The sequence below is a fragment of the Thermoleptolyngbya sp. M55_K2018_002 genome (assembly GCF_015295965.1).
GTDB classification, from domain to species: Bacteria; Cyanobacteriota; Cyanobacteriia; order Elainellales; family Elainellaceae; genus Thermoleptolyngbya; species Thermoleptolyngbya sichuanensis.
Genome location: NZ_DVEA01000214.1, coordinates 1 through 20,313 on the forward strand (window position 1 = coordinate 1; position 20,313 = coordinate 20,313).

The 20,313-nt window shown below is 57.3% G+C and carries 15 protein-coding genes and 1 pseudogene; 7 read left to right on the forward strand and 9 right to left on the reverse strand.

What is annotated here, in order from left to right; genetic code table 11:
• Positions 1 to 97: 97 nt before the first annotated feature.
• Positions 98 to 1,108: a DMT family transporter gene (locus IGS51_RS10460; RefSeq protein ID WP_297078342.1), complete on the reverse strand. Its 1,011-nt coding sequence runs from the start codon at positions 1,106 to 1,108 to the stop codon at positions 98 to 100.
• 370 nt (positions 1,109 to 1,478) lie between these two features.
• Positions 1,479 to 2,189 carry a cytochrome b/b6 domain-containing protein gene (locus IGS51_RS10465; protein ID WP_297078343.1) on the reverse strand — a complete coding sequence of 237 codons (711 nt, stop codon included), beginning with the start codon at positions 2,187 to 2,189 and terminating at the stop codon, positions 1,479 to 1,481.
• 618 nt (positions 2,190 to 2,807) lie between these two features.
• Here IGS51_RS10465 and IGS51_RS10470 point away from each other — a divergent pair.
• Positions 2,808 to 3,293, forward strand: coding sequence for a pentapeptide repeat-containing protein (locus IGS51_RS10470; protein WP_068516548.1), 486 nt, complete (start codon positions 2,808 to 2,810; stop codon positions 3,291 to 3,293).
• Between the two features lie 62 nt (positions 3,294 to 3,355).
• Here the strand turns inward: IGS51_RS10470 and IGS51_RS10475 are convergent, their stop codons facing one another.
• Positions 3,356 to 3,802, reverse strand: a complete 447-nt coding sequence (locus IGS51_RS10475; protein ID WP_297078344.1) for a hypothetical protein — start codon at positions 3,800 to 3,802, stop codon at positions 3,356 to 3,358.
• Between the two features lie 429 nt (positions 3,803 to 4,231).
• On the opposite strand from IGS51_RS10475, the gene IGS51_RS10480 reads away from it, so the two are divergent.
• From IGS51_RS10480 to IGS51_RS10505, 5 genes and pseudogenes are all read left to right on the forward strand, one after another.
• On the forward strand, positions 4,232 to 4,783 hold the full coding sequence (locus IGS51_RS10480) for a DUF2996 domain-containing protein (RefSeq protein WP_367279312.1): 552 nt from the start codon (positions 4,232 to 4,234) through the stop codon (positions 4,781 to 4,783).
• A 73-nt stretch (positions 4,784 to 4,856) separates the two neighbouring features.
• Positions 4,857 to 6,818: a M48 family metalloprotease gene (locus tag IGS51_RS10485; protein WP_297078345.1), complete on the forward strand. Its 1,962-nt coding sequence runs from the start codon at positions 4,857 to 4,859 to the stop codon at positions 6,816 to 6,818.
• A 70-nt stretch (positions 6,819 to 6,888) separates the two neighbouring features.
• A complete protein-coding gene (def, locus tag IGS51_RS10490; RefSeq protein ID WP_297078346.1) occupies positions 6,889 to 7,437 on the forward strand; it encodes a peptide deformylase in 549 nt (182 codons plus the stop codon).
• 102 nt (positions 7,438 to 7,539) lie between these two features.
• Positions 7,540 to 8,510 (forward strand): annotated as a pseudogene (locus IGS51_RS10495) (RnfABCDGE type electron transport complex subunit D).
• 65 nt (positions 8,511 to 8,575) lie between these two features.
• On the forward strand, positions 8,576 to 9,898 hold the full coding sequence (locus IGS51_RS10505) for a DUF2330 domain-containing protein (protein WP_367279313.1): 1,323 nt from the start codon (positions 8,576 to 8,578) through the stop codon (positions 9,896 to 9,898).
• 319 nt (positions 9,899 to 10,217) lie between these two features.
• On the opposite strand, the gene IGS51_RS10510 is transcribed toward IGS51_RS10505, so the two are convergent.
• The 5 genes from IGS51_RS10510 to IGS51_RS10530 form a co-directional block, all read right to left on the reverse strand.
• Positions 10,218 to 11,702 (reverse strand): TldD/PmbA family protein, encoded by a 1,485-nt coding sequence (locus IGS51_RS10510; protein ID WP_297078350.1) that lies wholly within the window; start codon positions 11,700 to 11,702, stop codon positions 10,218 to 10,220.
• 66 nt (positions 11,703 to 11,768) lie between these two features.
• On the reverse strand, positions 11,769 to 14,537 hold the full coding sequence (locus IGS51_RS10515; RefSeq protein WP_297078351.1) for a DUF3536 domain-containing protein: 2,769 nt from the start codon (positions 14,535 to 14,537) through the stop codon (positions 11,769 to 11,771).
• A 765-nt stretch (positions 14,538 to 15,302) separates the two neighbouring features.
• Entirely contained in the window at positions 15,303 to 16,238 is a 936-nt protein-coding gene (gene ylqF / locus IGS51_RS10520; protein WP_297078352.1) for a ribosome biogenesis GTPase YlqF, read from the reverse strand.
• 133 nt (positions 16,239 to 16,371) lie between these two features.
• Positions 16,372 to 16,599 carry an ATP-binding protein gene (locus IGS51_RS10525; RefSeq protein WP_367279314.1) on the reverse strand — a complete coding sequence of 76 codons (228 nt, stop codon included), beginning with the start codon at positions 16,597 to 16,599 and terminating at the stop codon, positions 16,372 to 16,374.
• Complete coding sequence (locus IGS51_RS10530) at positions 16,518 to 17,645, reverse strand: GAF domain-containing sensor histidine kinase (RefSeq protein WP_297078353.1); 1,128 nt, start codon at positions 17,643 to 17,645, stop codon at positions 16,518 to 16,520. The genes IGS51_RS10525 and IGS51_RS10530 overlap by 82 nt, the downstream gene beginning before the upstream one ends.
• 413 nt (positions 17,646 to 18,058) lie before the next feature.
• Between IGS51_RS10530 and IGS51_RS10535 the strand changes: the two genes are divergently transcribed.
• Complete coding sequence (locus IGS51_RS10535) at positions 18,059 to 18,853, forward strand: SDR family NAD(P)-dependent oxidoreductase (RefSeq protein ID WP_297078354.1); 795 nt, start codon at positions 18,059 to 18,061, stop codon at positions 18,851 to 18,853.
• A gap of 110 nt (positions 18,854 to 18,963) precedes the next feature.
• On the opposite strand, the gene IGS51_RS10540 is transcribed toward IGS51_RS10535, so the two are convergent.
• Positions 18,964 to 20,019, reverse strand: coding sequence for an ABC transporter substrate-binding protein (locus IGS51_RS10540; RefSeq protein WP_297078355.1), 1,056 nt, complete (start codon positions 20,017 to 20,019; stop codon positions 18,964 to 18,966).
• Between the last annotated feature and the right edge of the window lie 294 nt (positions 20,020 to 20,313).

Consider the following 20,313-nt stretch of genomic DNA (forward strand, 5'->3'; position numbering starts at 1 on the left):
CAGTCCAGCCACGCCCGCCACAGCCGCCTGCCCGTCAGCCGGAGCAGCGGTCTGAGAATATCGAGCCGCCTTCGGGATGGGATAGCTGCTTTTTCCGCTAGGGGGCAGATGGTTTGGGAGCATTGCCCACAGCGGCGATCGCCACCCCCAGCAAAATCACCGCTGCCCCCAGCAGCACGGAGCGCCCTGGGTTTTCCTGAAAGACTAGAAATCCCAGAATGCTGGAGCCAACGGGTTCTGCCAAAATCGTCAGCGTCACCAGCGTCGGCGACACCCAGCGGACTGCCCAGTTGAGGCTGGTATGCCCGATTGCCTGGGGAAACAGCGCCATCAGCAGCGTGTAGCCATACACCGCAGGTGGGTAGCCCGTGTATCCCTGACCTGTCAGCAGCGGCAGCGGCAGCAGCGCCAGCGCCGCCACGCTGTAGGCCAGGGCTGCGTGATGCCCAATGCCCAACCCTTTGCGCTGCGCCTCGCGCCCCAGCAAGAAATAGAAGCTCACGGCCCAAGACCCCACCAGCGCCAGCCCATTGCCCAGCAGCGGATCGCTACCCGCCGCGCTGCCTGTGCTGCTCCCCAGCCCGATCAAGAGACTGCCTGCGAGGGCGATCGCAATGCCCAGACTGGTCAATCCGGACGGTTTTTCCTTGAACCAGATCCACGACAGCAGCGCTACCCACACCGGATTCGTGGTTACCAGTGTCGTCGAGGCCGCAATCGACGTGTAGGACAGCGACGTAATCCAGGCGGCAAAGTGCAGCGCCAGAAATACGCCTGCTCCGGCGGAATACAAGAGCGATCGCCGTACAGTTTTGCCCGCGTTACCAGGTTTGCCCGTGCTGCCAGGGTTGCTAGGGTTGCTAGTAGATTTCTCAGCGCTATCTCGTCGCAGCGCCTCCGCTGGAAACCCACGCCACGCCGGTAGCAAAATCAGCGCCGCCATCAACAGCCGCGTCGCCGCCAAAAACAGGCTAAACCCCGCACCTTCTGCGCCTGCCGCTTGCAGCGCCAGCCGAATAAACAGCGCTGCCGTGGACACCGAAAGAATTCCAATCGTGAGAATCAGCCAGACGAGCCAGCCAGTCGGTCGAGAAGAAGCGTTTTGCAATTCAGGAGTGGGGGTTAAGGGGCGACCTTGAAAGCGCTTGTTAACAGGCTATCGCGAGCAATCGCTTTTCAATAAAGCCCTTAAATTCTATAGGACTTACTCAGTTGGACAATTTCTCGCGGGTGCAGCCCGCGAGAAATTGTCCAAAATCCAGAAAGCTTATTGCAAGTGCGTAAGTCCTGTTCTAATTTCACAGAGATGTGTTTGGGATGTCACTTTGTCGTCATAGCCTGCTCTTAAGCTTTTGGATATGCATGCTCCTCACCCACCATCCCGGCCTCCCTGCCGGGATTTTTCATAGATTTCCTAAACGGAGAGCGAAAAACGAAGAGCGAAGAACGAAGAACGAAGAAGGCTTTTCGCCCTTAGATTAGTGCTTGAAGATTGGAATGATCCAGGCCAGGGCGATCGCCACTAGAATCAGCGCTTCCAGGAGCCTGACGCTGTGGACCCAGGCTAGCCAGCCGCGCAGCGTGCTGAACTGACGCTGATGCCAGGTCTGGGCAATGTGCCCTGGCCAGTATCGGGGGTGATCTTTTGCTCGAAATCGCCAGTCCAGCATCGACAGCAGCAGCGGCTGCCCGCCGACCTTAGCCGACATCAGCAAATGCAGCCCCAGAGCAAGCACCAGCACCACCCAAGACACCAGATGCGTCAAATACCAGGCGTGGTGTGTTTCGCCGCGTGGTAGCCAGCCAGAGTCCATCATTTTGCCGGAAAACAGCGCAAACGTCATCGCCAGCAGCATAGCGGTATTCGTGCAGCGATGCAGCGCGTACCACCACACGGGTTGCGCTGGAGATGTGCGAGTCAGCGTGGCCAGCGAATCGGGCTGGGCCAGGCGGCGATCGCCCTGACGAAAGGCATACAGCACCAGCAGCGGAAACGCCAGCAGTGCATATAGCCCAAAGGTGCCGTGGATGCCTTCAATGTCTGGCCAGTGCGGCAAGGGCAGGTCGATCCACCGGGCATCGTAGGTGTCGAACGTCCAGGCGGCGGTGAGGATGGCGGCGATCGCCGAAACTCCGGTCACGCCGTGCAAAATGCGGAGCAGCAGGGGTTGATAAGGACGGGCAGGCATGGATAGTTCAGCATCCAAGAATCACAACGACGAATCACAGGCGAATCACAGGCGAATCACAGACGAACCACAACAGGCAAAATTTGGAACCGCGTTCCAAGGGCGATCGTAGCAAGCTGCTCAGGAGCATCAACAGACCCAAGCCATAGAAGATTTCAATGAACACCCCACAGAAACGTTCCTGAACGTAATGTGCGACTTTCAATCTGCCCTCATCCCCCAACCCCTTTTCCCAACCTGGGAGAAAGGGATCAAGAGAGGCTTGAAGTTCCTCTCCCGCACCGTGGGAGGGCTGAAAGACTTTGGCATACCAGAAAAGGGGGAGGGGGTCGGCAAAGTTGTATATTGCGTCTTCTGAAAGATTGCTTTCTGTCTTGTCAGTCCGTCGTGTGAGTCTGTCGTGTGAGTCCATCGTGTGAGTCCATCGTGTGAGTCTGTCGTGTGATTGATAGATATGTCGTGGGTCTGCTGTGCCCTGTCCCCTAACCTGTCAAGATAGAAAGAGTTGCTCTTGAAAATGCTTTAGAAAAGAATTGCCCGCAAAGAGCGACTGACTCCGTTCTGAAATTGCAGGAGGCACCCATGCGCTGGAACACTCGAATCGCAGCAGGACTGGGAATGGCGATCGCCCTCTTGATCGGCACCATCTTGGGCTGGAGTATGCCTGCCTATGCCCAGGCTGCAAAATATGCGCCGCCACCGTCCTATAGCAATGCAGAACTGCGGAAACACGATTTTTCAGGACAGGAACTCCGTTCCGCCGAGTTTTCCAACGCCAATCTCGATCAGGCAAATTTTACGGGTGCAAATGTACGCGGCGGCGTGTTCAGCGCGTCGGTTCTTACGGATGCAATTTTGCATGGCGCAGACTTGAGCAATGCCATGCTCGATCAGGTGAAATTTAAAGGTGCCGATCTGAGCGATGCAGTGTTAACAGAAACGATCCTTCTGCGTTCCACCTTCCAGGATGTCAATATCACGGGCGCTGATTTTACCGATGCTATTTTGGATGGCGCTCAGGTAAAAGAACTGTGCAAAATTGCCGACGGGGTGAACCCTACAACGGGCGTGGAAACGCGATACTCGCTGGGATGTCGGGATTAGGGCGATCGCACTCGAGCATAATCCAGGAGGGCGATCGCCCGTTAATCACCTGATCGATTAGCTTACCGAACCTGGAGTCGGAAGCTGTAGTTAATGCGATTGCCGTCGGTCACGATTTTGGTGTAATACGTGCCAGCCTTTAGCTTAATCGAAAAGCGATCAGATTCCAGCGGGGCCCGCAGCGTGTCGGATACCTTGAGGGCACGTTTTTTGTTGTCTAAAATAGCGCCCCGAATGTAGCGTCGGCTGATGAGTTCCTGAATGGTGACATTCAGAGACACCGTGCGCTGGCGAGTAATTTTGAACTTGAAGAAATCCGGGCTTTTTTTACCCACATTCCCCGCAGCTGATCGGCTACTGCCCGCATTTAGCGTACCAAAGTTGCGTTCGCTGGAGGCTCGTACCGTCCGGGTGGGGCGGAGGCTGTCGAAGGTGGTCGCTGCTCGCAACCCGGAGGGCTGCACACCCGCAGCAGCGCGGAGTTCGGTTCCCAAAGCGGCTTGGTTCAAAGACCTGGCATCAGAAAACATATATTAAATGACAGAGAGGATAAGGCAGTATAGACCAACCGCCGCCGAATTCTCGGTTTGCCGGGTTGCTCTGGTTGCAAAACGTATCATGGCTTAATAGGCGGCGATCGCCCCAGCCCATCGCTCGTTCCCAGCCTTGCTTCGATGGCTCCAGACGGTGCAACAATCGCGTGATTGCGTCATGAACCACAGGTGCGTTGGGCAATGTCCGGCGCACCATTTAGGTTTTGGGTTCATGTTCTCGGCGTGTTCTCAGCATGTTCTCGGCAGATCTAGCAGCATAACGGTTGAGAATTCTAATCGCCTGCCTCAGAAATTCTGACGGCAGTTGGGCAGGGCGAACCGTTTCTGAATCGGTGACAACCCGGTACTATGGGAGTAATTTATGACGACTGATTGCAGATAGCCATGCCAGACGAAGCGACCAATCCTCCGGCTGAAGCCGCATTGACACCGACCGAGGCACAACCTGCCTCCGACACACCCGCAGCGACCCCCGATGAAAATAAGCCGCCCCGCGCACCCAAAGCGCAATCTAGGGATGGCGAAGCGCCTGCGGCCAAGCCCAAGAAAGAAAAGCCACCTGCGCTAGAAGACAAGCCCTTTGCAGACTTCATCACGCAAGACTATATGCCTAGCCTGAAAAAGGCAATGGCCGCCACAGGGTTTGACGATCTGGATCTGACATTTGAGAAGCTGCCGCTGCCGATCAAGGGCATGGAGGAACTCGGCGCTTGCTGGCAGGTGCAGGGCAAGTTTCAAGGCGGGCAGCACCAGTTTTTGGTGGGCTTTGTAAAGGAAGATATCCAGGGGCAAAAGGTCTTTAGCTGCGCTGGGAATGGCGCAAGCCCTAGCCTGCTAGAGTCGTTTATGATTGACGAACGCAAGGTAACGCTGGACTTGATGGTGCTCTACACATTGCAGCGGCTAAACGGGCAGAAGTGGCTAGTGGGCAACTAGCATCAGCCCTGACCCCGCGTCGGCGCTACCAAGCGATAGTTCTGACTTGTAGAATGCTGAGGAGGCGATCGCCATGTCCTCTCTTCTCCATCGTCTCTGGCTATGCAGCCTTTTGGCGATCCTGCTGTCCCTAGCAGAAGCACTGGTGGAGGGGGCGATCGCAGCCCAGCCCGATGCGCCCGCTGCGTTGGGGCCAGTTGCGTCCGTTTCAGTCGCGCCTGTTTCAGAGGTTGTAGCGGCTGCGGGTATCTCAGCGCCCGATCGTCCAGGGTCGCCCGTCACCGAAGCTTTCGCAGATCCTCCGTCGATGCTGCCCGGAGCCTCAGCCAGCCTCACCAATACCTCATCGGCTTGGGTGCTGGAAGAATTTGGAGCCACCGCCGAAATTTCTCCCCTTGCCGAGGTTCTGCTGGGCGGCGCGGTTGACGAGTCTGCCGTGGCAGGAGAACGGGTTGACCAGACAGAGGTGAATCCAGACTCTGCGCCAACTCTAAACACAGCGGGTGAGCCATCTGCGGAGCCGCACCCTGAACTGGATGCGCTGACGGAACCAGTCGAGCCAGTCGTCACCGAGCCAGTCGTTACGGAGCCAGTCGTTACGGAGCCAGTCGCCGAGCCAGTTATTGAGCCAGCGATCGCCGCACCGGAACCCAGTGCTGCCCCGATCGACCCGGCAGTAGCGCTGGAACTGCTGCGAGAGGGGGATGCGCTGTGGCAGATGGGCCTGCGGCGGGAGGCAGAAGCCCGCTATCGGCTGGCAAAAGCGCCGTTTGATGAAGTGGATGTCGTCGAAGTGCCCCCGCTGGTCACCGAGCCAGAGGCGTTGCCCCCCGAAGGACAGGTCTACTGGCGCGAGGCAGAGGCAGGGCGATCGCAGAATTCTCGTCCGCGCATGGAGTCTGCCCTGCGGCTCTTGACTCAGCAGCATCCAGAGTTTGTGCTGGGGCATCTGCGCTATGCCGAGGTGCTGGCGGCGGGCGATCGCTCGAACGAGGCGCTGGCGGTGCTGGAGCGGGCCGTGGGGCTATATCCCGACTCGGCAGAACTGGTGCAGGCACGGGTGGCGGCCCTGGCAACCAACGGGCAACTGGTAGAAGCGGCGATCGCGGCGCGGCAGTTTGCCCTGATGTATCCCGATGATCCGGCGGCAGCGGAGTTTGAGGCGCTGGCGGCTCAGCACGCCAGAACCTTCCGCAATCGACTGGAGCGCGATTTGCGGGCCGGGGCGATCGCCAACTTGCTGACTGGGGCGCTGGGCTTTGCGCTGACGGGCAACCTGTTTGGCCCCATCTCTTCAATTCAGACCGGAATCGCGCTGCTGCGGGGCGAAGAGAACGTGGGAGAGGCGATCGCCCGTCGTGCTGCCCGCCAGTTACCGCTCATTCAGGATGAAGCGGTGAATGCCTACGTCAACGACATGGGGCAGCGCCTCGCCGCGATGACGGGGCGATCGGAATTTGAGTACGAGTTTTTCATTATCCGCGATCGCAGCCTCAACGCCTTTGCACTGCCGGGCGGCAAAATCTTCATCAACGCAGGCGCAATCCTGAAAGCCCGATCAGAGGCAGAGCTAGCCGGACTGATCGCCCACGAACTCGCCCACACCTCCCTCTCGCATGGCTTCCAGCTTGCGGTCGATGCCAACACCCTAGGCAACGCCTTCCAGCTCATTCCCTATGGCGGCTATGCGGCAAACCTGCTCTATTTCAACTACAGCCGCGACATGGAGCGCCAGGCCGATGCCTTTGGGACGCGACTGCTGGCCTCGGCAGGCTACGCAGCGGACGGGCTGCACGGGCTGATGGTGACGCTGGAAAAACAAGAGCGGCGAGTCGCCCCCTTTGAGTGGCTCTCTACCCACCCCGATACCCGTGAGCGACAGCGCAACATCGAGCGACAAATCCGCCAGAACGGATATAACCGCTACGCTTACGAGGGCATCGATCGCCACGCCGCCATGCGCCTGCGGGTGCAGACCGAACTGGGGCTGACGCGCCTCCGCAAGCCCACCGCCGAGCGCCGTCCCAATCGCTAGCCTCAGCCTAGAGCATAGAGCAGGCGGCCCCCTCCACCCAAGTTTGCAAGTTTGTAACCCTCAACCCGACATGACCCAAACTCACCCCTCCTCAAACTCCCCTCGCTTAGAAATCTTGCAGTTGGGCAATCCCAGGTTGAGAGACACAGCGCAGGCGATCGCCCCTTCTAGTGATCCTGCCCTGCAAGCCCTCATTGATCAGCTCTTGGTCACAATGCACGCATCAAACGGCGTGGGCATCGCTGCGCCCCAGGTGGGTCAGCCCATTTGTCTAGTCATCGTCGCGTCGCGCCCAAACCCGCGCTACCCCGATGCGCCAGAGATGGAGCCGCTGCCCATGCTGAACCCGCGCCTGCTCAGTCATTCTGACGAAACGCTGAAAGGCTGGGAGGGCTGCCTCAGCGTGCCAGGGATTCGCGGCCTCGTGCCCCGCTATCGAGAAATTGAGGTGGAATATGGCGATCGCCACGGCAATCTGCGCCGTCAGGTCTTCACCGATTTCGTCGCCCGCATTGTCCAGCACGAAATCGATCACCTCAATGGTCTGGTATTTGTCGATCGCGTGGAAACGACCCGTGATCTGATCACCGAGCAGGAATACCAAAAGCTGCTGTCGTAGGGGAATGCTGTAACTTACCTGCGGTTACAAAATCTGAAACAGGCCACTAGCCGCCGTAGCAGCGCGACATAATAGCTGCCAACGTTGCGGCGAAACCGAACGATGGTACAGGACGCGAGGCTTTATCAAATTGGCTTTTTGGCGCTGTTTTTGCTGTTGGGGGCGGGCACGCGGGACTGGTCGCTGAACCCGGTCGTGGTGCTGTCGGCGATCGCCACTTGCCTCATCACCCAGGCACTTTGCGGAGCCGTATTTTATCCATCAGATTCATTAGATCCAGCGACAGAAGATCCAGCGACAGAAGATCCAGCGACAGAAGATCCAGCGACAGACACAGCAAATCACGCAAATCACATAGGCGACTTCTGGGGGGCGATCGCCCTGCGGTGTCGCAATCCCCAAATCCTCTCCAGTCTGCCCAGTGCGCTGGTGACGGGGCTGGGCATGAGCCTGCTGCTGCGGGTCGATCATCCGCTGACGATGGCGCTAGCGGTGATGGGGGCGATCGCCAGCAAGTTTGTGCTGCGGCTGCGGGGCAGGCATGTGTTTAATCCCGGCAATTTTGGCATTGTCATGGCGCTGCTGTGGTCGGGCGATGCGTGGGTTTCGCCGGGGCAGTGGGGCGAGAGTGGCTGGTATGGACTGCTGTTTTTGGGGGCGGGTGGGCTGGTGCTGCAAAAGGTGGGGCGCTGGGACACGTCGGCGGCGTTTCTCGGCAGCTATGCGGTGCTGGAGGCCGGGCGAAACCTGTGGCTGGGCTGGACGTGGGACGTGTGGGCGCATCGGCTCACCAGTGGCTCTTTGCGCTGTTTATGATTACCGACCCGCGCACGATTCCCAATTCCCGCACGGGACGGCTGATCTGGGCCGGGGCGATCGCGCTTCTTACCTTTATATTGCGGAATGTCTTCTTTCTTTCCACGGCTCCGTTTTGGGCGCTGTTTGCCCTGGCTCCGCTGAGTCTGCTGCTGGACTGGCTGCTGCCTGCGGCCCGGTTCGAGTGGTCGCAGTCGGCGCTGCGGCTCCCGTTTTCTCCCCGACTCGCACTCCGACAAAAATACGTTCCTGAATAGGTGGTTTTATGAAATCTCTGCTTCAACATTCACTGAACTCTTTGCGGTCTTTTCGAGTGTGGGCGATTGCCCTGTTTGCATTCCTACTTACGTTCACAGTTTCATCCGAAGCGCTAGCATTTTGCGGGTTTTATGTGGCAAAAGCCGATGCGAAGCTGTATAACCAGGCTTCTCAAGTGGCGATCGCCCGCAGTGGAAATCGCACGGTTCTCACGATGGCCAATGACTACCAGGGTGATGTCAAAGACTTTGCAATGGTCGTTCCAGTTCCCGTGATCTTGCAGCGCGAACAGGTGCAAATAGCCGATTCACGGATCATCGAGCGGCTCGATTCGTTTAGCGCACCGAGATTGGTGGAATACTTCGACCCTGATCCGTGCGCTCCGCCCATCTTTTGGAATCGCCCAATGGCGGCTCCAGTGATGGAAAGTGCCGCTCCCGGTCGGGCTGGACGCAGCAATCAGGCGCTCGGAGTGACGGTAGAAGAACGATTCACCGTCGGCGAGTACGATATTTTGATTCTCAGCGCCCGCGAGTCTGATGGATTAGAAACCTGGCTGGTGCAAAATGGCTACCGCATTCCCCAGGGTGCGCGAGACCTGCTGCGTCCCTACATTCGCCAGCGGATGAAGTTCTTTGTGGCAAAGGTGAATCTGGAGGAATACGAAAATTCGGGCTATCAGGCGTTGCGCCCCCTGCAAATGACCTACGAATCGCCCCGATTTATGCTGCCGCTGCGGTTGGGCATGGTCAACGCAGACAGTTCTCAGGATTTGCTGGTCTACATTTTGTCGCCGGAGGGGCAGGCAGAAGTCAGCAACTATCGCACGGTGAAGGTGCCGTCGGATGCAGAAATTCCGGTATACGTGAAGGACGAGTTTAGCGACTTCTACAAAGCCATGTTCCAGACCAGCTACACTCGCGAGGGGCGCAATGTGGCGTTTTTGGAATATGCCTGGGATATGGGAAGCTGCGACCCCTGCTCAGCGGAGCCGCTGTCGCCAGAGGAACTGCGGCAGGCAGGCGTGTTTTGGACGCGCCCGGAGATGCCCAATAACGTATTCATCACGCGGCTGCATGTGCGCTATACCCGCGATAAGTTTCCGGAAGACCTGATTTTTCAGCAGACCAACAACCGCAGCCTATTTCAGGGGCGCTATATCCTACGGCATCCCTATACGGGCGAGATGGCGTGTGAGGCAGGGCGGCAATATCGGCGATCGCTCCGGCAGCGCTTCGAGCAAGAAGCCCAAACCCTGGCCCGACTCACAGGCTGGAATATCCGCGACATCCGCGACAAGTTACCCCAGATTCGGGCTGAGCAATTTCCGGCGTTGCCGTTGGTCGCAAGATTGCAACAGTTGATGGAGCGAGTGATGGAGAGATAAGTAGGTAGACATTAATAAATATAAAACCCAAAAACCCTGCGTCGCCCGTTGCGCGGACGGCGCAGGGTTCAGGATCTGTTCAGGGTTCAGGATCTGTTTTTTAATCTGGTCTATCTACTTAGAAAAGTACGGGTTAGAAAAGTACGGGTGAAGTGGTAAGGGGATGAGTCGAATCGGGTAGGCTTAGTCGCGATCCAATTAAATTACTCTAAGTTACTCGCAAGTGGCTCTCAAGTTACTCTCCTGATCGCCTCATCCCATCACCAGCCCGCTCCCGAACTCTTATTTGAGATGTTTTGAGTATTTAAGCTACTTTGAGCTACCGTCCTCCGACCGTAATCGCATCGACCTTTAGGTGGGGCTGTCCGACGGTGACGTAGATGCCGCCACTGATGGAGCCGCAGAAGCCCGCCGCCAGCCCCAAATCTTGGGAACACATGGAGATGCGCTGCATGATTTCTACCGCTTCACCAATCAGAGTTGCGCCCTTGAGGGGCTTGGTGATTTTGCCGTTTTCGATCAGGTAGGCTTCGTCCACCGCAAAGTTAAACTGACCCGTTGCGCCGACGCTGCCGCCGCCCATTTTTTTACAGTAAATCCCTTTGTCGATGGAGGCGAAGAGATCGTCGAGAGAGTGCGGCCCCGGCGCGATGTAGGTATTCCGCATTCGGCTGGCGGCGGCGTAGGTGTAGTTTTGGCGGCGGCCGCTGCCCGTGCGGGGGTGTCCGGTTCGCATGAAGCCAGCGCGATCGCTCAGGAAGTTTTTCAGAATGCCGTTTTCGATCAGCAATGTGCGCTGGGCGGGCATCCCCTCGTCGTCCATGTCGATCGTGCCAAAGGCGTTGGGCGATCGCCCTTCGTCCCAGGCGGTCAGCGCTTCATGGGCAATCTTCTCCCCTTTTTTGTCGATAAAGGGCGTAGTCTTGCGCTCGATCTGCGTCGTCTCTAGCAGGTGGCCGCAGGCTTCGTGGAAGATCACGCCGCCAAAGTGATTCGCCATCACCACCGGGTACGTGCCAGACTCGACATAATCGGCGTAGAGCATTTTTCCGGCAGACTCCGCCACTTCTTCGGCGGTGCTGTCCATATCCCAGGTGCGGAGAAAATCGGGCTGGCTGGTGCTGCCGATGCGCTGCCCGATGGAGGCACGATGGTCGCCATCGGCGCACAGCAGGCTAAATCCGGTGGATTGCGTCAGGCGAATATCTCGGGCAAAGGTGCCGTCGCTCGCCGCCACCAGCACTTCCTGCCAGTCGCGGAAGTAGGAGGCGCGGCGCGACTGGACGTGGCTGGCTTTTTTGCCGAGGCGATCGCTCGCTGCCAGCAAAATTTCGCCCATCTCGCGAATCGAGCTACACTGCTCCAGCCAGGCTTCCTTGCCCTTGCGCGTACCATAGTCCCGCAGCGGCTCTAGCACCACTTCCGGGATAAACGCATTGCCGCTGGGCAGTTCTAGCCCCATGATGGACAACGCCTTTTCTAGCGCCAGCTTTAGCCCGCTAAAGGTCAGATCATTGGTGCTAACGTAGCAGTCGGCCTTGCCGCGAAACACGCGCACACCCGCGCCCGTAGTCAAGCTGGGCGAAATGCTGGTGATGGTATCGTCTTCGGCCAGGCAGTTAATATAGTTAACCCGTTCCAGGAAGAACTCGACAAAATCGGCTCCGGCCGCCCGACCCAGCCCCAGCAGCGTAGACAGCGGCGCATCCCACGACTCATCAAAGCGATCGCGCGGCGCGACATAGCTGAGATGGGGCAGCTTCGCAGGGGTAAGCAGCGTATCGGGCAGGCTGGTCAATAGCATTAGGCAGTCCTCTCAGGGCGCAGCAGTCGGCGTTTCTCACAGTTTAGCAAGGAAGCTTGGGGAGCGTTATGCCAATGCCCCTAGTGGAACTTCAATACGCAGTGCCTTGCCCAGCGACAGCAGCGGTTGAAGCAGCGCCAGTTCAGCTTTGGCAGCCGCATCAGAGTGTTGCTGTGCGACAGACCAGCGGGGCAGGAGGTAGCGGTGGAGCGATCGCCAGTACAACTCCTGCACTCGATCCAGCGCCAGCCCCAGATGAAGCTGCTCGCCGATGGCCAGCAGTTGCTCAATCCAGACCAGCGTTGGCTCCAGGGTGTCCAGTTCCGATTCGTTGAGAGCTTGCCACAGCAGCCGCAGGATCAGCCGCTCCAGGATTTGCCTGGCTGGAGTCACAGTCAGATGGCAGTGGAGTTGGTTGGCTTCGGCGGCGATCGCCTCTAGTTCCGACAAATAGCTGTCGCACAGTTCGGGATTGGTGGGGGGCAAATCAGAGGTTTCGCGCTCTAGAGCTTGCAGGGAGTGGGTCAGCCGATGGGCGATCGCAATTTCGGCGGCGACTTGCAGCTCACGGGGCGGCTCCAGAGCATCCCGATGAAACGCCCGCAGCACGCCGTAGTTGTCGCGATAGACCTGGGTATACAGCTGATCCAGGCGGGTCAGGGTTTCCTGACTGAGCAGGTGCATCAGCCGATGACGCTCCTCGGCAAACAGATCTTGCAGGCTAAAGGAGCGATTCCCGCAGAGATCGCTTTGCGAATCGCCAAAGGTGCGCGTCATCGCCAAAATCACCTGCGCCGCACTGGCCAGCGACAGCGCCTCAAACAACTCATCCCGCAATTGCAAATAGGCGCGACGACCGCTGGCGGGCCGAATGCAGCAGTGAAAATCCCAGCCGCCCAGATGTAGCACCGCAAACTCCAGATTCACCACCTCGCGGGTGATCTCGGAGGTCAACTGCACCTGCCCCAGGGCTAGCGTCAGCGATCCCATGCGGCGAAGCTGATAGTCTAACCGCTGGACGCTATAGCAATAGAGACGCTGCTCTTGGGAATAGCTGTGGAAAAGGGAACTGATAGCATAGTGCGCGGCCACTTGCTCTGGCGTGATGCGGGCAGGCGCAACCAGTTGGCGATAGAGTTCCGCGCCGTTGCCAAACTGCTCCACATTACTGGGGATCGCCGCCAGACGACGGACAAACTCTGGTTCCAGGCGAACTGCGGCAAGGTCTTCTGCCAGTTCTAGGGCGCGGGCAGCATAGCGCAAAATCTGCGTTCCCTCCGGCCGCGACACCTCTTCAAAAAACCAGCCGCAACTGGTGTACATCAGCAGGGCGTGGCGCTGCATTTCCAGCAGCTTCAGCGCCTCGACCCGTTCGGCCGGTGTCAGATCGTGGCTTTGGTAAGCTGCGAAAAACGTATCGAGAGCGGTATCAGAACGCTCGACCAACACAGCGACATAGCCATCCCGCGCCGCCCAAGGATCGCGGAAAAACGAACCACCGGACTGTTCGTAAATTGCAATTAGCTGATCCCGCAGCCAGTCCAGCGCATCCCGCAGCGGCCGCCGCCATTTCTGATGCCACGCGCCGCCCCCACCACAGCCGCAGTCGTCTTGCCAGCGATCGACCCCGTGGGAACAACTCCACGCCGTTACGGGCTTTAGCTCCACTTCCCAAGTGGGCGGGTGCAGGCTGAGGTAGTGGGCAAAATTTGTCACCAGCCAGCCCCGCTGCGGAAACTCGTGGGTAAAGGCATAGGCCAGCGCTTTTTCCGTGCCGCCTTTGTGGTGCCCAAAGGTTTCGCCGTCGGTGGCCACCGAGATCAACTGAGCAGGACGATGATCCCCGCGCACGGCCTGCCCGATGCGTCCCACAAAATGCTCGGAACTGCTCAGCACGTCGTTAAAGCCCATGTCGCGGGAAATGGGGCCATCGTAAAAGAAAATGTCGATGTAAGGCGTATCAGCCAGGTTCGGGTCGGCTCCAGTTTCACCCAGCCCATCTTGCCCCAGGATGCCATCGCGCTGGAAATGGGGTGAATTCAAAAAGCAGCGATAGGGGCGCACGGGGTCGATCTGGCTGCCGCCGACTTCGATCCAGTAGGGATCGCGCTCGTCGGGCGTGGGCAGGGGACGGCAGCGCTGGGCCTGCGACGGAGCCAGGATAATGAAGCGAATGCCCTCTTCTGCCAGGATTCGCAGCGTCGAGTAGTCTACCGCCGTTTCTGCCAGCCACATGCCTTCGGGATCGCGCCCAAATCTGGCTTTGAAGTCTGCCTTACCCCAGCGAATCTGGGTGCGCTTGTCGCGGTCGTTGGCCAGGGGCAGGATGATGTGATTATAGACCTGGGCGATCGCATTTCCGTGGCCTCCCAGACGATCGCAGCTTTTGCGGTCTGCGTCTAGAATGCGCTGGTAGACTTCGGGATCGGCATGTTCCAGCCAGCTCATCAGCGTCGGGCCGATGTTGAAGCTGAGATACTCGTAGTTGTTGACGATCCCCAGCAGGTCGCCTTGGTCGCTCAGGACGCGGGCAAAGGCGTTAGGGCGATAGCACTCGTAGTGGATGCGCTCATTCCAGTCGTGATAAGGGGAGGCGCTGGGCTGCCGCTCGATGGCGTTCAGGTAGGGATTTTCGCGGGGCGGCTGGTAGAAATGCCCGTGAACGGTAACGTAAATCCCTGTTGCCGACCGCTCTCCCTGGGTATCGCAGGCAGGTGGGTCGGTGTGCCACTGCCGATTGAGCGCGGGATCGGCGAAGTCATCGAGTCGTAAACTATCGGTCTGAAACGCCAAAGCAGACCATTCGGAGCGAGAATCGTGGCGAGAAAAAGTCATGCAACGTGTCCAAAATCTACAGAACCCAAATACATCGCGGTTTGCTCCGGGACATTGCAAAGGGGTTGCAATGCTGGGCGATCGCACATCGATTTGGGGGTGAGGCTGGGGATCGGCTTCTAGCTAACAATCTGGCCAGTCATTTAGCCAATTATCCAGTCTGCAAAAGCTCAGAAATCAGGCATCGAACGAACTGATTAAGTCGATCAGATTTATCAGATTTATCAGATTTAGTCGATCAGATGATTGCTCAAATCATCTGCTTCAAACCTAGTGATTAAAATCTAGTCAAAATCCGGGGATCATCAAGAAACCTGTTAGAAACCTGTGGACAGTTGGGGCAATCTTTCAAAGTAATTTTTTCGGGGCAGTTTCAGGGCACTTTCAGAGCAGTTTCAGGGCACTTGTCACAGCAGTCTTTGAAAAATTCCTGAAGCGGCAAAGGGGCGATCGCGCTTGAGTCTTGATCACTTAAGCCCTCATATTAAGTCCTTATATCACTGAAGTCCTTATATAAGGGCTTACACTTGAGGCTTTATGAGTCTTTCAGTTAAGACTGCCTTGAAGGGTTCCACATTTACGATATATATCGCGAGTTTTTATACTCTGCATGGGATAACACAATGTTTTCAAACTAAGTTCATGTTTTGTAATAAGGACGATCGCCCGACTGCGCTGCAAAACGCTCAGTTTATGTCTTTACCGATTCAGATTTTTAGAGAAACGTAAACTCGCTTTATATTTCCTTACAAGGATCTCTGGGGACTACTGTTCTCCAGTGTGTTCCCCGCTCTTTTCTTCAGCCCTTTCTTCAGGATTGCCCTGTCTCTCTGCTGCGATCGCTGCTGGCGGCAACTCCAGCGGCACGGATCCCAGCAGCCCCTTGCGAAAATCATTCAGCAATTGTCGCGCGGCTCGCTCTACGTCATTCTGATAGCGATGCTCGGCCAGTTGCGCCAGGTAGGTTTCGCCTGTGACTCCAGACGGCGACAGCCCATAGCGAGTTTCCAGACCGCTGCCGATGATAGTGGGCGCGGCTTCGGACAATTCTTTCCATAAGTCCACAAAGGCGGCGGCGACTCGCTGATTGTCGTAAGCAGCTTCGCCAATGTCGTCGCAGATGGCCAGCTTCAGCGCGGCCTGCTGATTCGTTAGCTTGGAGGGCAAAATTCCCGGTGCATCGAGCAGTTCTAGCTCGTCAGAAATGCGAATCCACCGAAGCTGGCGCGTTACGCCGGGACGACGGGCACTCTCTACTACGCGCCGCTTCAGCAGTCGGTTGATCAGCGCCGACTTGCCCACGTTGGGAAAGCCGATGACCACCGCCCGCACCGGCCGGGGCAACATGCCGCGATCGCGCCGCCGCTGGTTCATCTTTGCGCCCAAAGCCTGCGCCGCCTTAGACACTGCCTCCACGCCCTTGCCGTGGTTCGCGTCGGTAAAATACGCCGTGTCGTTTTGCTGCTGAAACCACGTGCGCCAGTCCTGCTGCACCCCAGCGGGGATCATGTCCATGCGGTTCAGCACTAGCACCCGCTCTTTGTTGCCCAACCACTGCCCCATCTGCGGATGGCGCGTCGCTATTGGAATTCGCGCATCCCGCACCTCCAGCACAACATCGACTTTTTTAAGCTGTTCCAGAAGCGATCGCTCGGCTTTGGCAATGTGACCGGGATACCACTGGATTGGGGGAGTGGACATGAAGGGAAGAGGGGAGGGGGGAGAGGGAAAGGGAAGAACGAAGAGAGAAGAACGAAGAGAGAAGAACGAAGAGGGAAGAGGGAAGAATGAGGGTTCGTTTTTCGTTCTTCGTTTTTCATTCTTCGTTCTTCGGCTAGATTAGCAGGCGAACGGTAACGGTTGTTCCTTCGGCAGCGGTGGACTGGATGGACAGGCTGCCGCCGTGGGCATCGATGATGCGTTTGACGAGGGCGAGACCGAGGCCAGTGCCGCCTGCTTTGGTGGAGTAGAAGGGGCGGGTCAGCTTGGGCAGGTCTTCGGGGGGAAGCGCGGCGGATCGCCGGGGGGAATGGGCGGGCCGCCGTTGTGGATGGAGAGGCAGAGTCTCTGGGGCGACTGGGGTGTGTCGGCATCGGGCAACAGGGTGCAGCGAATGCGATCGCCCTCCATCACGGCTTCACAGGCGTTTCGCACCAGATTCAGACAGACTTGCTTGAGCTTGTTGCGATCGCCCACCACGGGCGGCAGGTTTGGGGCGATCGCCAGTTCGATGATGCGTCCCTGCCCAATCGGCGTTTCCTGCACCTGCGTCACCACGTCTTGCAGCAGTGCCGCCAGATTTACGGACTCTGTTTGCATGGCCCGCTGCGGCTTGGAAAACTGGAGAATCTCGTTCAGCAGGTCTTCCAGGCGATTGGCCTCTTCGCTGGCTAGCGTCAGCCGGAGCTGATCCGGCTCTGCCAAAACCAGTCGTCCCAAGGCTTTTAGCCCCATTTTCACGGTCGTTAGGGGATTGCGAATTTCGTGGACGATCATGGCGGCAAATTCACCGATGGCGGCCAGTCGCTCTTGCTCGATGAGCTTTGCCTGGGCAGCGCGGAGTTCCTGGGTGCGCTTGATGACCTCCGCCTCCAGCAGTTCGTTAAACCGCTGCTGCTCCTGATAGAGGCGATAGTGGGCGATCGCCATTGCGGCTCGCTCAGCAAACAGTTCCACCGTCCGCACTTCTTCTTCCGCAAACCTGCGCGGCGAATAGCTAAAGGAACAAACCGTGCCAAGGATGTCGCCGTGGGGGGTGCGGAGGGGAACGCCGAGATAGCAGAGATAGCCGTCGGGCATTTCGCCTGCTTCGGGATTAAGGCGCGTGTCTTCCACAATGAGCGATCGCCCAGTGTCCACCACCGTTCCTGTTACTGTTCCGTGGAGCGTATAGAGCGTGTGATCTTCTTCGCCATCAGAGCTTGCAATGACGCGATCAAAGTCGTCTCCTTCGCAGAGCGTAATCACAGTTACATCCATTCGGAGCAAGTGACAAACGCTAGACGCGACTCGTTCCAAATAGCGGTTCAGATCTCCAACAGAGTCCAGCAGAGACGACAGCGCCTCAATCACCTGCTGGTCTCGTTGCCAACGAGCGCGGGATTGCATGAATCTGCTTGAGTGAGCGGATCGACGACTTGGACGATCTGCATGATCAGCGTGCTGTGGAATGAACGGTTCTTGCGGTTGACCCTGAAATGTCATGGATTGAAGCCTAAGTATTATGGCAGATTCGGTTGCGCTCCTTCTCGACTGCTCAGCAATAGTTCATCAACAGTGAATCAGTAACAGTGAATCAGCAACAGTGAATCAGTAGTTCGTGAGTCTAGTCCGTCCTGCAATACCCCTGCATTTAACTCAAGGTTCTGTCTACAGTCCGTCTACAGAAGTAGAAAAAACTCGCCAGAATGCCTCTTTCGAGGATGGTCAGGAGGAGGCATTGCGTAACAAGATCTTGCTGTGAGGTAACAAAAATTCCATCAATCACAAGTATTTCTTAATAATCTCCTGGGGAGGCGGTCATGAAATTGGACGGAAAGGTCGCGCTGGTGACGGGCAGCACCACAGGCATTGGACAGGCGATCGCCCTTCGTCTGGCGGCTGATGGGGCTAGTGTGGTAATTGACCATCGCGCCGATCCAGAGGGCGCAGCCGAAACGCTGACCAAGGTTGAGGCAGCAGGCGGCCGGTGTTTTCAATATGGCTGCTCGGTCGAAGGGAAAATTGTGCAGGCTGACGTGAGCGATATGGAGCAGGTGCGCCGGATGGTGGCAGAGTCCGTCGCCCACTTTGGTCGCTTAGATATTCTGGTCAACAATGCAGGCATTCAGAAGAAAGCATCGTTTTGGGAAGTCACTGAGGAAGATTACGACCAGGTGATGGATGTGAACTTGAAGGGTGCTTTCTTTTCGGCGCAGGCCTTTGTGCATCACTGCATGGAAGCCAAACATCCCGGCAAGATTATTAACATTAGCTCGGTGCATGAGGAACTGTCGTTTCCCGATTTTGCGTCCTATTGCGCCAGCAAGGGCGGCATGAAGATGATGACCCGCACGCTGGCAACGGAACTTGCGCCGCTGGGGATCACGATTAACAATGTCGCACCGGGGGCGATCGCCACCGACAAAAACACCAGCCTGCAAGACGACTCAGACGAATCCAAAGAATTCCTCAAAAAAATCCCCCTCCAGCGCATGGGCAATCCGGAGGAGGTTGCGTCTCTGGTTTCGTTTCTCTGTTCTGCCGAAGCAGACTATATTACGGGTTCTACGTTCCTGGTCGATGGCGGTCTGATGTGGACATACCAAGAGCCGTAGCTGATACCCATTTACGATTCTGGATTTTTACGATTCTGGATTGGCAATTTTGGATTGCCAGTCAGCATTTGCAGGGCTTTCAGCAATTTCGTTTGACTGAGAAATGCAGTTTAGCTGCGAATCTCGTTCCAAAGCTGAACCCACTGGTCGTAGTTCTTGACGCTCTGCCACATGTTGATCTGCGAATGCAGCGACAGATCATCCATGAATAGCTCGTGCGCCTTTTCGGGGCCTACGGCTTCCGCGCCCAGCGTCGTTGCGCCAGAGTAGCCCGTCACGTCCATCACGCCCTTTTGCCCGTCGCCGCTGAGGATAAAGTCAATCCACTGATAGGCTGCTTCGGGGTTCTTGGAATTTTTGGAAATCATCCAGGAATCTGTCCAGCCCGTCAGCTTGCCCTGGGGACTGACGGAGCCGATGGGATAGCCCTCATTGCTGAGTTGGGTGTAGGTCAGCGGCCAGGCATGAGCCATCACGATTTCGCCCGACTGAAACAGGTTGGCCAGTTCGCCCGCCGTCGTCCAGAATTTGCGGATGTGGGGGCGCAGTTCCAATAGCTTGGCTTTCACTTCGGCAAGATCTTCGTCAGTAAGATCATAGGGGTCAGATTTGCCCAGCCACAGCGCCACGTCGGCAATGGTCATGGGGTTGTCGGGCAGGGCAATTTTGCCAGAATATTTATCGTCAAATAAGATATCCCAGGACTTCGGCGCAGGTTTTACTTGTTTGGTGTTGTAAACCAGCACGTTGGGCCCCCAGGCAAAGGTTACGCCGTAGGGCTTGCCGCCGAAGGTGTTCCACTTGCCGTCCTGAAATGACTCGAATACAGCGCTGTAATTTTGCAGCTTGCTGGTGTCGATGGGGCGCACCAGGCCGGCTTTGTAAAGCCGCTCGGTGATGTCGCCCGATGCGGAGACCAGATCATAATTTTTGCCGCCGCCTGCGCGGAACTTGGCGAACATCTCGTCGCTCGACCCGGCGTAGGTGGCTTTGATGGTGCAGCCTGTTTCTTGTTCAAAAATATCGGCAAAGGAGGAATCGGTATAGCCTTCCCAGACGATTGCCGTGAGGGTGCAGCCTGCGGCTTGTGCAGGTTGGGGTACGGTCCACAGGGGGATGAGTCCGAGCAGCCCAATCAAAACTGCGGTGAAGATACGATGCAGCATGTTAGTAATCTCTTGGTTATGCCTCTAGCGGGGTTTCACAAGGTTCAGACTAGGCAAGAATGACCCGCCAGGGTGTGTTTCGCGGCACAGAACGGCTGCGCCGGTCTGCTCCATTGCGCGAGCCAACTTCCTAGTGTATCGCTGGGGTTTGGCGACTGGGGGCTTGTGCAGCATTCTGTAAGAATTGAGCGACTTGAGTTGCCAATGTTGGTCTAAGTTGGGAGTCTGGAGATCCGAGCCAACAGCCTTGGGGGATATCCCCCAAACCCCCTTTTGCAGGGGACGAAGCGTCCC